Below are 12,191 nucleotides of genomic sequence, written 5' to 3' on the forward strand. Positions count from 1 at the left end.
GCCGGCGCCAAAAAAGGATGCAGAAAATGTTCGCACTCGCCAACAAGGTCGCCATCGTCACTGGCGCCAGTTCCGGCATCGGCCGCGCCACGGCAAAGCTCTTTGCCGAGGAAGGCGCCAGGCTCGTCGTCGCCGCCCGCCGCCAGGCGGAACTCGATGCGCTGGTTGCCGAAATCGAAGACGCCGACGGCACGGCTATCGCTCTTGCCGGCGATGTCCGTGACGAGGCCTACGCGAAAGTCCTGGTCGACCTGGCGGTCGAGAAATTCGGCGGGCTCGACATCGCCTTCAACAATGCCGGCTCGGTCGGCAGGATGGGGCCGGTCTCTGAGCTGTCGCTGGAGGGCTGGCGCGAGACGCTCGATACCAATCTGACCAGCGCCTTTCTCGGCGCGAAATACCAGGTGCCGGCGATGGTCGAACGCGGCGGCGGCTCGTTGATCTTCACCTCAACCTTCGTCGGCTACACGGTCGGCATGCCCGGCATGACCAGCTATGCCGCGAGCAAGGCCGGACTGATCGGATTGACGCAGGTGCTGGCCGCCGAATTTGGCGCCAAGGGGATTCGAGTCAACGCGCTGCTGCCGGGCGGCACCGACACGCCTTCGGCGACATTCAACACACCTGAATCGCGGGCGTTCGTCGAAAACCTGCATGCCTTGAAGCGCGTCGCCGAGCCAGAGGAGATCGCCCGCTCGGCGCTTTACCTGGCTTCCGATGCATCGAGCTTCACCACCGGCACGGCACTGTTCGCCGACGGCGGTGTCTCGATCACCCGCACGTAAAGCGTTTCGCGGTTGGCGTCGGCCCGCCAGCCGCAATGTCGGCCCGCCAGCCGCAATGCCGGAAAAACCGGTCTTGCTTTTCCCGGCGATTTGACGATTCCGTCTTCTCCTCGAAAACGGGTTGGAAACATGCTGCTGATCAGGACCTATATCGCTGCAAGCGCAATCGAAGGCGTCGGCGTGTTCGCCGCCGAGCCGATCCGGAAAGGGGCGCAGATCTGGCGGCTCGATCCGGACTTCGACCGGCTGATCCCGATGGAAAGATACGAGACGGCGCCGCCGCACCTCAAGGAATTGCTCGACAGATATGCCTATCCGAGTCCGGACCGGCCGGGCTTCATGGTCTATGAGGTCGACAATGGCCGCTTCATGAACCACGCCGACAAGCCGAACACCGACTTTTCGCAATATGGCGGGGCCACCGCGACCCGCGACATCGCCGCCGGCGAGGAAATAACCTGCGACTACGGCGAGTTCTTCGAGGGTTTCGAGCAGCTCCACCTGGCCACGGCGTAGCGGCGCCTATCTGGCCCAAGGCGAATTTTGTTCTTGCTTTGTGCCGTCAGCTATGCTACTAATCTTGATATGGTGCTGATTCACACCAAGGACCCGCCCCCGAGGCGGGTTTTTCGTTTCGGGATCGGCACCGCCTCTCAATCGGCTGTGGACAGAGCCCCTTGATTCTGCTATCAGCCGCCCCAATTCGTGGTGTAACGCGCCGCGGAGGCTTGCGGCTATGGCCGCTTGCCTGTTGATTTCAAACCCGAAAGACAGGATTGCACGTGCAGGTACTCGTCCGCGACAACAATGTTGATCAGGCGCTTCGCGCGCTCAAGAAAAAGATGCAGCGCGAAGGCATCTTCCGCGAAATGAAGATGCGCGGACATTACGAAAAGCCCTCCGAGAAGCGCGCCCGTGAAAAGGCGGAAGCCGTGCGTCGTGCCCGCAAGCTGGCCCGCAAGCGCGCCCAGCGCGAAGGCCTGCTGCCGATGACGCCGCGTCCGGTCGCGGCCGGTGCTGCCGGTGCCGGTGCTCCGCGTCCGCCGCGGTTCTGACGTCAATTTTTCGTCCTTTTCCAAGGATATCCAAGGTGGCGCGATGCGGAATCGCCGCCACCTTTTTGTTGTGAGTTCGACCCGGTCCGAGAGGACCGGTTGGGAGAGATGCCGGTTCGGAGGGGGAACGGACCAGACGGCGCAGTAAGGACAGGGCAGATATGGACGCAATCACCGTAGAGCGCAGAACCGCGTGGCGCGGCCTCGCCCTGACGGCAGCCCTGCTTTCCGGGATGGTGCTTGCCAGCTGCCAGAGCGTTCCGACCGGCGAGTTCAACAACATCGACAAGGCGCAAGGCTCGAGCGAGAACATCTCCTCGCTGTCGGCGGTGATCCAGCGCAACCCCCAGGATCCGGAAGCCTACAATGTGCGCGGCTCGGCCTATGGCCGCGGCGGCCAGTACCAGGCGGCGCTGAAGGACTTCAACACTGCCATCCAGCTCAATCCGAATTTTTACCAGGCCTATTCGAACCGTGCGCTCATCCAGCGCTTCCTCGGCGATCAGGCGAGCGCGCTCGCCGACTACAATCGCTCGATCCAGATCAATTCCAACTATGACGCCGCCTATATCGGCCGCGGCAATCTCTACCGCAGGGCGGGCCGGGTCCAGGAAGCCTTCAACGATTTCCAGAAAGCCATCCAGCTCGACACGACCGATGCGCGCGCCTATCACAATCGCGGCCTGATCTACCAGAGCCAGGGCCAGCACGCCTTTGCCATCGAGGATTTCTCGACCGCCATTTCGTTGGCGCCGGACGCCTCCGAGCCTTACAACGGGCGCGGCCTCTCCTACCTTGCCATGAACGACGAGGACAATGCCTTCGCCGACTTCAACATGGCCATCAAGCTCGACGGCAAGAATGCTGAGGCCTGGTCCAACCAGGCGTTGATCTACGAGCGGCGCGGCGACAAGGTCAGGGCCGCGAAATCCTACCGCGAGGCCGTGCACCTCAATCCGACCTACCAGCCGGCCAAGGACGGCCTGGCCCGCACCAGTGCTGGCTGAGCGGCCGGTTAATCGGGCCTCCGTTTCCGCACTCCGACAACCCTGCGTTTAGCTTCGCCTTGCTGGCGCCAAGTTTTCGGCGGAACGCTCGGCGTGCTCAGCCGTTTGTACAAGGCAATTTCGAAAGGACCCTGCCATGATCAAGAAACTCGCTTGTGCCGCTGTTCTCGCCACGACCGTCGTTGCCGCTCCCGCCAGCGCCAGCAAACTCCAGCTCGGCGTGCTCGACTGCACCATCGACGGCGGCACGGCCTATCTCGTCACTTCCAACAAGGGTGTTTCCTGTGTCTTTCGTCCGCATCGTGGCGGCCCCTCTGAAGTCTATACCGGGGTGATTTCCAAGCTCGGCGTCGATGTCGGCCGGACGCATCAGGGCCAGCTGGTATGGGCGGTTCTGGCGGCGACCCGCAACCACGATGAAGGCGACCTTGCCGGCAGCTACTATGGCGTGAACGCCGAGGCCAGCGTGGTCACCGGTGGCGGCGCCAATCTCCTGGTCGGCGGCCTCGACAGCGCCTTTTCGCTGCAGCCGCTCAGTGTCCAGGCACAGACCGGCGTCAACCTGGCGGTCGCCGTCACCTCGCTCGACCTGATCCACTCGTTCAAATAACGGCGCAGCATGGCTCCCGAGCGGCGAGGAGCGTAGGTGTCGGCCTGCGAATAGCTGCCGAAGGCTCATAGATTCCGGCAGGCCCACTCCGCAGAGGACGGGCCGCCCTGATGTTCAAAGTTGCGGCGCTCGAAGATCACGGCATGGCAATTGTGTTCATGCCGTTACCGTCACCGAAGATTGCGGCGATCCAATATTGCTTGTCTTCGGTCTGACCAGAATCTCAACGCCTCGTGATCGTCCCCCATCGCACAATTTTGAAATCCGCCACGTCAACGGCGATCAAGACCGCTTGATCTCAACTACGGTTGAGGTTCTAGAAGTCCTCCCATACTGCGGCATGTACTCATTTGGACGTGAAGAACGCTCCAATACTTCAGACCAGCGTCTGAGAAAGCCTGGGGGACCGGATGACCAAGACAAGCACAAACAGGGTCGACTGGCGCGCGCTGTGGGCGAGCGGCGACCTGGCGCGCTTCTGCTTCATCAGCCTCGGCATCCTGCTGCACGCCACCAACGAAACCATGGTGGCAACGGTCATGCCGGCCATGGTCGGCGAACTCGCCGGCGTGCAACTGGTCGGCTGGTCGCTGGCGATCTACGAGCTCGGCGCCATCGTTGCCGGTGCGGCCGCCGGACGGCTGGTGAGCTATGTCGCGCTGCGTACCAACATGATGGTCGCCGCAATGCTCTATGCCGCCGGCGCGCTGGTCTGCGCCACCGCGCCTTCGATGCCGCTGTTCCTCTGCGGCCGCCTGATCGAGGGGCTCGGTGGCGGCGCGCTGGTGTCGCTGGCCTTCGTCTCGGTCGAGCGGCTGTTTGCCCGCGCGATCTGGCCGCAGCTTTTCGGCGTCATGTCGGCGATCTGGGGCGTCGCCGCCTTCAGCGGCCCCGTGCTCGGCGCGGTCATGACCGAATTCTCGTCCTGGCGCTGGGCCTTCGGTGTCTTTACCCTCGGCGGCACGGCGATGGCGCTGGCAAGCTTCATCGTGCTCGACACACCGGAAGCAACAAGGCCGCAGGCGACGGGCGGCTCGGCGCCGCCCTTTCCCTTTGCGGCACTTGGCTGCCTCGCCGTCAGCGTCGTGCTGATTGCCACCGCCGGCGTCGACATTGCCCTGCTGCGCTCGTCGCTGCTGCTCACCCTCGGCCTGGTCGGCCTGGCGCTGTTTATCTATATCGACGCACTGAAGCCGCGCTCGCGCCTGTTCCCGTCACGGCTGTTCTCATGGCGCTCGCCGGTTGGCGCGGGCATGACCATGGTCGCCGCGTTCTCGGTGGCGACCTGCTCCTTTACCGTCTACGGTCCGCTGCTTCTGACCAGCCTGCACGGCATTCCGATCCTGACCACCGGCTACATCATCGCCGCCGAATCGATCGCCTGGTCGATCCTGTCGATCCTCGTCGCCAATGCGCCGCCGGAACGCGAGCGGCTGATCATCGTCGGCGGGGCGCTGATGATCGCCACGGGCGTCGCCGGTTTCGCCTATACGGTGCCGGCCGGCTCTATCCCGTTGATCCTGCTTTGTGCCTTGCTGCAAGGCGGCGGTTTCGGCATCGCCTGGCCGTTCGTCACGCGTGTCATCGTGGCATCGGCCAAGGAAGGCGAGCAGACGATCGCCTCGGCCGCTGTGCCGACCATGCAGCGCATCGGTTATGCCGTGGGTGCGGCACTGACCGGCATCGTCGCCAACGCCAGCGGCTTTTCCGAAGGCCTGAACCGTGAGGCCGCGGCAAGTGTCGCCGCCTGGCTGTTCCTGGCGTTTATCCCGCTCGGAATCCTGGGATGCCTTGCCGCCTTGCGGATTTCGGGGGCGACCGACACGGAGCCGGCGAAGCTGTCAATCTCCGTGGGGGAGATTGACTAGACAACGACCGTCTTCATCCGGTCGGCGATCAGCGCCGCGAGCCGCGTCGCCACCTCGTCCTTGCTCATCTCCGGCCATTCCTCGACGCCGGCCTTCGAGACGATCCGCACCTTGTTGCGGTCGCCGCCCATCACGCCCGGGGAACCATCTTCATGGGAGACATCATTGGCAACGATAAGATCGGCACCCTTTTTTGCAAGCTTGGCCTCGGCATTCCTGACCAGGTCCTGCGTCTCCGCGGCGAAACCGACCACCAGCATCGGCCGCTTTTTGTGATGCCCGACACCGGCGAGAATATCGGGATTTTCCACCATCTGCAGCGCCGGTGGCCCCTCGCCCGCCACCTTCTTGATCTTTTCCCCGGCCGAACTTTGAGTGCGCCAGTCGGCGACAGCCGCGACGAACACTGCCGCGTCGGCCGGCAGCAGCTGCTCGACGGCGTCCTTCATCTCGACGGCCGTTTCGACGTGCAGCGTGGCGACGCCGGCCGGATCGGCAATGCCGACCGGGCCGGAGACGAGACGCACGTCGGCACCGAGCCTGGCCAGCGCCGCCGCAATGGCGTGGCCCTGCTTGCCCGACGACCGGTTGGCGATGTAGCGGACCGGGTCGATCGGTTCATGCGTCGGCCCGGAGGTGACAATGATCTTCCTGCCCGCCAGCGGCTTTGGCCGGCTGTCGAGCAGCGCCTCGATCGCGGCGACGATCTCCAGCGGCTCGGCCATGCGGCCCTCGCCCACCTCGTTGCTCTCGGCCATCTCGCCCTTCGCCGGGCCGACGAATGCGACGCCGTCCTTGCTCAGCGTCGCGCGGTTGCGGCGGGCCGCCGGATGCGCCCACATTTTCGGGTTCATCGCCGGCGCCATCAAAACTCGCTTGTCGGTGGCGATGAGCACGGTCGAGGCAAGGTCGTTGGCATGGCCATTGGCGAGCTTTGCCATCAGGTCGGCGGTGGCCGGCGCCACGACCAAAAGGTCGGCCTCGCGCGACAGCCTGATATGGCCGATGTCGTGCTCGTCCTGCCGGTCGAACAATTCGGTGAAAACATGGTCGGCCGACAGCGCCCCGGCCGTCAGCGTAGTGACGAACTCCTGCGCCGCCGCGGTCATCACCACCCGCACTGCCGCGCCGCGCTCGCGCAGCCGGCGGATCAGGTCGAGCGCCTTGTAGGCGGCGATGCCGCCGCCGATGATCAGCAGGATGCGCTTGCCGGAGAGGATGCCTCGCGGGCTGGAGACGGCGACCACCGGCGCTGCTGGACTCTGCGAACTCGTCAGTTCGCGCAGTGTTTTCTCGATCTGGTCGATGCGACCGGCCGAACCGAACTGACCTTCGACCGCTGCGCGGATCATCACCCGCGCCTGGTCTTCCATCGACCGGCCATTCTCCGCCGCCAGTCGGCGCAGCAGGTCCTTGACCTCGTCATCAAGGTTGCGGATCGTGATGCTGGCCATCTGATTGCACCTTGCCCGGAATTGCTGAGTGCAATGATAGCAATGCAATCACTTTGCAACAAGCGCTAGAAAATACGCCCGGCGATATACACGAGCGTCAATGCGATCACCCACAGCGCCAGCCGGCCGGAGCGGGTGTAGCGCGCCTCGGCCTTGCCGATCGCGCGTGCGGTCCTTTCGTCGAAGCGCAGGCCGTGTTCGGCCATCAGGTCGATCTCACGCGACAGCCGCTCGGTGCGGGCGGCGAGGTCCGGTGCCTGGCGGGCCAGCGCCAGCAGCGCGTTGGCACCGTCGCGCGCATCGGCCAGCAGGGCGCGCGGGCCGAGGTTGCGGGCAATCCAGCCGCTCACCACCGGCTCCGACGTCTTCCACATGTTGAAGGCCGGGTCGAGGGTGCGGGCGACGCCTTCGACGACGACCATGGTCTTCTGCAGCAGCACCAGCTCGGACCGCGTCGCCATGTCGAAGAGGTCGGTCACTTCGAACAGCAGCGTCAGCAGCTTGGCCATCGAGATGGTCTCGGCAGGCTGGCCGTGGATCGGTTCGCCGATCGCCCGGATCGCCTGGGCGAAGGCGGCGACATTGTGCTGGCGCGGCACGTAGCCGGCCTCGAAATGCACCTCGGCGACGCGCTGGTAATCGCGCGTGATGAACCCGTAGAGGATTTCGGCGAGGAAGCGGCGCTCCTTTTTGCCGAGCCGGCCGGCAATGCCGAGATCGACGGCGACGATGGTGCCATCGGCTTCTATAAACAGGTTGCCCGGGTGCATGTCGGCGTGGAAGAAACCGTCACGCAGCGTATGGCGCAGAAACGACTGAACGAGGTTGGCGGCAATCGCCTTCAGGTCGTGGCCGGCGGCGGTCAGGCCGGCAATATCGTTCATCTTGATGCCGTCGACCCATTCCATGGTCAGCACGTCACGACCGGTGCGCTCCCAGTCGACCGACGGCACACGGAAGCCGGGATCGTCCTTGGTATTCTCGCCGAGCTCCGAAAAAGCCGCTGCCTCCAGCCTCAAATCCATTTCGATCTTGGTAGTCTGGGCCAGCGTCTCCGTCACCTCGACCGGCCGCAGCCGGCGCGACGACGGGATGTACTTTTCCTGCAGCCGGGCGGCGAGGAAATAGCTTTCGAGATCGCGAAAGAAGCGGCGGCGCACGCCCGGCCGGATGACCTTCACCGCCACTCGCCTAACGACGCCGTCCTGCAGGGTTTCAGCGGTATGGACCTGGGCGATCGAGGCGGCGGCGACGGCCTCGCCAAAACTGGCATAGAGCTCACCGACCTTGCGTCCGAGCGATGCTTCTATCGCCGCTATGGCCTCGGCCTTGGGAAAGGTCTGCATCTTGTCCTGCAGCATGGCAAGATCAAGCGCGATATCGTTGCCGACGACATCCGGCCGTGTCGCCAGGAACTGGCCGAGCTTGACGTAGGATGGGCCGAGCCGCACGACCGCCTTGGCCAACCTGTCGCCGCGCTCATAGGCAAGCGCCCGACGGCGGGTGAATAGCCGGGCCATGCGCCAGCCGAATTTCGGCAAGCCGAAGAGCTCGTCACCGGGCAAAGCCGCGATGACGCCCTCGCGCACAAGCACCCAGCCGGCCCGCACGAGCCTGAAACCAGCGCCGATGCTGCTCATGGCTGGCTTTGCCCTGCCGGTTTCCTGAACTGGCGCAAGGCAGGTCGGAAAATGCGGGCCAGCCTCAAAGCTTCCAGCCCGAATGAAGCGCGGCAATGCCGCCGGAATAATTGCGGAACGAGGCGCGCTCGAAGCCCGCGCGCGAAATCATCGCCGCGAAATTCTGCTGATTGGGAAACTTGCGGATCGATTCGACCAGATAGGAATAGGGCTCGTCATCGCCGGTCACCACCTTGCCGATCCGCGGAATGGCGTTGAACGACCATGCTTTATAGACCTTGTCGAGCAGCGGCATCTCGACCTCGGAGAATTCAAGGCAGAGAAAGCGCCCGCCAGGCTTCAGCACGCGATAGGCTTCGGCAAGCGCCACATCGATGCGCGGCACGTTGCGGATGCCGAAAGCGATGGTGTAGGCGTCGAAAGTAGCGTCGGCAAAAGGCAGTTCCTCGGCATTGGCTTCGACGAAATCGGTATTTGCCGACAGGCCTTTTTTCTCGGCCCGGTCGCGGCCGACGGCGAGCATCGAGCCGTTGATATCGAGAACCGTTGCATGAGCGTGCCTGCCGCTCGCCTCGACGATGCGGAAGGCGACATCGCCGGTGCCGCCGGCAACGTCGAGAACGCTCCAGCCCGGCCGCTTCGGTGGATTGAGCCAGGCGACCATGGCGTCCTTCCACAATCGATGCAAGCCGGCCGACATCAGGTCGTTCATCAGGTCGTAGCGGTTCGCCACCTTGTGGAAAACATCATTGACCAGGGACTGCTTGTCGCCTGGCCCTACCCGCTTGAAACCATAAGAGGTTTCCATGCCGCCCGCAGCAGTGGTTCTTTCAACCGACATCGTTTTGATCCGCCATAAAATCGGCGGGACCATAGCCGATCGATGGTGCGGGCGCTATTGTTTAAGGCGCGGTGTTCGGCCGCGCTTCGAAGCAGGTTCCGGAAAAGTGTCACACGGTTTTCCGACAGGAACTTGCGTCATAAGAAAAAGCCTGACGGGATAATTGAATGCCTTTGAAAGCAGAACTGCACTGCCACATCGAAGGGGCAGCGGCGCCTGAACTCGTCCTCCGCCAAGCTGAGAAATACGGCAAGGATGCCTCGCCCTACATCCAGGACGGCTCCTTCGTCTGGCGCGACTTCACCTCTTTCCTCGCCGCCTACGACTTCTCGTCGGACCTGTTCCGCACCGAAGAAGACTATGCGCGGCTGGCCGATCATTACCTGACCAGCCTCGCCCGCGACGGCGCCATCTATTCCGAGGTTTTCACCTCGCCCGACCATGCCAGCAAGGCCGGGCTGTCGCCGAAGGCCTATACCGACGCGCTCGGCGAAGGCATGGCCCGCGCCAAGGCGAAGACCGGCATCGAAGGCCGCATGATCGTCACCGGCGTGCGCAATTTCGGTGTCGAATCGATCGAGCGGGCGGCGCGTTTCGCCGCGCGCTGCGGGCATCCGCTGGTCACCGGTTTCGGCGTCGCCGGCGACGAGCGGATAGGCGACCTGGAAGATTATGTTAGGGCCTTCGAGATCGCCCGCGAGGCCGGCCTCGGCATCACCGTCCATGCCGGCGAATTGATGGGCTGGGAGAGCGTCGAGGCGGCACTCGACCACATCCGCCCGTCTCGCATCGGCCATGGCGTGCGCGCCATCGAGAACCCCGAGCTTGTGCGGCGCATCGCCGACGAAGGCGTCGTGCTCGAATGCTGCCCTGGCTCCAACATCGCCCTGAAAATCTTCGACAGCTTCGCCGACCATCCCTTCCCCGCCTTGCGGGCAGCGGGCTGCAAGGTGACGCTCAACTCCGATGACCCGCCCTACTTCTGGACCTCGCTGAAACGCGAATACGACATCGCTGCCGAGCATTTTGCGATGGACGACAAGGCGCTCACCGCCGTCACCAGGACGGCCATCGAGGCAGCCTTCGTCGACAGGAAGACCAGGGCGGTGCTGCTGGGCAGGCTCGGCGCCAAGGGCAGGTGAATGGTGAATGGTTCACCCGGCGCTTCGGTCCGTCAGCCGCGAGTTTTTCCGCGCAACCAAGGACTCGCAAACCAGTTCACTATTCACTATTCACCATTCACCATTCACTTGCGCAGTTGGAGAACACCATGAAGGGCGTCACCGTCGTCGACCATCCGCTTGTCCAGCACAAGCTGACCATCATGCGCAAGAAGGAAACCTCGACGGCCGGCTTCCGGCGGCTGCTGCGCGAGATCTCGCTGCTGCTCGGCTACGAGGTCACCCGCAACCTGGAACTGACGACGACGACCATCGAGACGCCGATCGAAACGATGGAGGCGCCGACGCTGGAGGGCAAGAAACTGGTCTTCGCCTCGGTGCTGCGCGCCGGCAACGGCTTGCTCGAAGGCCTGCTCGATCTGGTGCCGGCGGCGCGTGTCGCCCATATCGGCCTCTATCGCGACCATGAGACGCTGGAAGCGGTCGAGTATTTCTTCAAGGCGCCGGGCGACCTCGCCGACCGACTGGTGATCGTCGTCGACCCGATGCTGGCGACCGCCAATTCGGCGATCGCGGCGATCGACAAGCTGAAAGGCCGCGGTGCCACCAACATCCGCTTCCTCTGCCTGCTGGCGGCACCAGAGGGCCTCGAGCGTTTTACCCAGGCGCATCCCGATGTTCCGGTCTTCACCGCTTCCATCGACCGCCAACTCAACGAAAAGGGCTACATCATGCCGGGTCTCGGCGATGCCGGCGACCGCATGTACGGCACCAAATAGATCCGTTTACCGATTGTTTACGCAAACGGCTGGTTTCCGCACTCGTTAAAGCGGCAATCACCATGTCGGACTAAGGATCGGCAACCACAAAGGCCGGTCCATGCTGCGCAAGCTCCTCATCCTTGGCGTGTTTGCCGGAACGTCGGCATCGCTGCCGATCGTGTATCAGTCCAATTCACAGGTAATCGAGCGGCTGTTGAAATCCGCCATCGGAGCCAGGCCGGCCGACACTCAAACCAACCTGAATCTCGCCGCCGTCCCGGACAGGCCGGCAACGCCGCAGCCGCTCGGCCGCAAGGTCGTCGTCACCGCGGACGCGCGCGGGCATTTCATGTCGGTCTTCAAGTTGAACGGTCGCCAGGTCGACGGCATGATCGATACCGGTGCGACGCTCGTCGCCATCAACACCTCGACCGCGCGCAGGATCGGCATCTCGCTCAATTCGACGGACTTCAGCCATCAGGTCAACACCGCCAATGGTGCGATCAAGGCCGCCGTGGTGACGATTGACCGCCTGCAGATCGGCAAGATCACCGTCGAGGGCGTCGAGGCCGTCGTGCTCGACGACAGGGCGCTGCACACCAACCTGATCGGCATGAGCTTTCTGCAGCGGCTCGACAAATACCAGGTCGAAGACGGCAAGCTGCTGCTGGTTCAGTGATTACCCGCGCGGCAGGATCCGCCGGATGACGGTTTTCTCCGTGGCCGGTTTGGAAGTGCCGATGGTATAGGCCGAAAGCACCGCGGCCGCGGCCGCTTCGGCATCCCCGGTATTGCGGGCATGGACCAGCGCCAGCGCTTCGCCGGCCCGCACTTCAGCGCCGACCGGCAACAGCCTGGTGATGCCGACGGCGTGATCGATCCTGTCGTCGGGCCGCGTCCGCCCGCCGCCAAGCCCGACCACGGCAAGCCCGATCTCGCGGGTCGCGATGCCGGTGACAAAGCCGTTCGCGCTCGCCTTGACCGCGAATTCCGTTGCCGCTTTCGGAAGATATTTTTCCGTATTGTCGACAAAGTCGACGGGACCACCC

At 63.8% G+C, this 12,191-nt stretch carries 12 protein-coding genes and 1 pseudogene; 9 read left to right on the forward strand and 4 right to left on the reverse strand.

Annotated elements, in window-relative coordinates; all coding sequences use genetic code 11:
* Nucleotides 1-26: 26 nt before the first annotated feature.
* From NKI72_RS09405 to NKI72_RS09430, 6 genes are all read left to right on the forward strand, one after another.
* Nucleotides 27-785: an SDR family oxidoreductase gene (locus NKI72_RS09405; RefSeq protein WP_352832506.1), complete on the forward strand. Its 759-nt coding sequence runs from the start codon at nt 27-29 to the stop codon at nt 783-785.
* A gap of 129 nt (nt 786-914) precedes the next feature.
* Nucleotides 915-1,301, forward strand: a complete 387-nt coding sequence (locus tag NKI72_RS09410; RefSeq protein ID WP_352454023.1) for an SET domain-containing protein — start codon at nt 915-917, stop codon at nt 1,299-1,301.
* Nucleotides 1,302-1,567: 266 nt separating this feature from the next.
* A complete protein-coding gene (rpsU, locus tag NKI72_RS09415; protein WP_023675331.1) occupies nt 1,568-1,840 on the forward strand; it encodes a 30S ribosomal protein S21 in 273 nt (90 codons plus the stop codon).
* A gap of 161 nt (nt 1,841-2,001) precedes the next feature.
* Nucleotides 2,002-2,847: a tetratricopeptide repeat protein gene (locus tag NKI72_RS09420; RefSeq protein WP_352832508.1), complete on the forward strand. Its 846-nt coding sequence runs from the start codon at nt 2,002-2,004 to the stop codon at nt 2,845-2,847.
* Nucleotides 2,848-2,983: 136 nt separating this feature from the next.
* Entirely contained in the window at nt 2,984-3,457 is a 474-nt protein-coding gene (locus NKI72_RS09425; protein WP_352469481.1) for a DUF992 domain-containing protein, read from the forward strand.
* Between the two features lie 410 nt (nt 3,458-3,867).
* Nucleotides 3,868-5,325 (forward strand): MFS transporter, encoded by a 1,458-nt coding sequence (locus NKI72_RS09430; RefSeq protein WP_352832510.1) that lies wholly within the window; start codon nt 3,868-3,870, stop codon nt 5,323-5,325.
* Here the strand turns inward: NKI72_RS09430 and coaBC are convergent.
* From coaBC to ubiE, 3 genes are all read right to left on the reverse strand, one after another.
* Nucleotides 5,322-6,779 carry a bifunctional phosphopantothenoylcysteine decarboxylase/phosphopantothenate--cysteine ligase CoaBC gene (gene coaBC, locus NKI72_RS09435; RefSeq protein ID WP_352850075.1) on the reverse strand — a complete coding sequence of 486 codons (1,458 nt, stop codon included), beginning with the start codon at nt 6,777-6,779 and terminating at the stop codon, nt 5,322-5,324. The two genes, NKI72_RS09430 and coaBC, sit on opposite strands and share 4 nt — an antisense overlap.
* Nucleotides 6,780-6,844: 65 nt before the next feature.
* Complete coding sequence (ubiB, locus tag NKI72_RS09440) at nt 6,845-8,419, reverse strand: 2-polyprenylphenol 6-hydroxylase (RefSeq protein WP_352832516.1); 1,575 nt, start codon at nt 8,417-8,419, stop codon at nt 6,845-6,847.
* Between the two features lie 64 nt (nt 8,420-8,483).
* Entirely contained in the window at nt 8,484-9,260 is a 777-nt protein-coding gene (gene ubiE / locus NKI72_RS09445; protein ID WP_352818247.1) for a bifunctional demethylmenaquinone methyltransferase/2-methoxy-6-polyprenyl-1,4-benzoquinol methylase UbiE, read from the reverse strand.
* 167 nt (nt 9,261-9,427) lie between these two features.
* Between ubiE and NKI72_RS09450 the strand changes: the two genes are divergently transcribed.
* The 3 genes from NKI72_RS09450 (at nt 9,428) to NKI72_RS09460 (ending at nt 11,821) form a co-directional block, all read left to right on the forward strand.
* The gene (locus NKI72_RS09450) at nt 9,428-10,402 is read left to right on the forward strand and encodes an adenosine deaminase (protein ID WP_352612969.1); all 975 of its coding nucleotides are present in this window, start codon (nt 9,428-9,430) and stop codon (nt 10,400-10,402) included.
* A gap of 128 nt (nt 10,403-10,530) precedes the next feature.
* Entirely contained in the window at nt 10,531-11,160 is a 630-nt protein-coding gene (upp, locus tag NKI72_RS09455) for a uracil phosphoribosyltransferase (protein ID WP_023675320.1), read from the forward strand.
* Nucleotides 11,161-11,260: 100 nt separating this feature from the next.
* Nucleotides 11,261-11,821 (forward strand): TIGR02281 family clan AA aspartic protease, encoded by a 561-nt coding sequence (locus NKI72_RS09460; protein ID WP_352818250.1) that lies wholly within the window; start codon nt 11,261-11,263, stop codon nt 11,819-11,821.
* Here NKI72_RS09460 and NKI72_RS09465 read toward each other — a convergent pair.
* Nucleotides 11,822-12,191 (reverse strand): annotated as a pseudogene (locus tag NKI72_RS09465) (thymidine phosphorylase); the annotation flags it as partial.

The organism is Mesorhizobium sp. M0437, from assembly GCF_040321335.1.
In the GTDB taxonomy this organism is placed as follows: Bacteria; Pseudomonadota; Alphaproteobacteria; order Rhizobiales; family Rhizobiaceae; genus Mesorhizobium.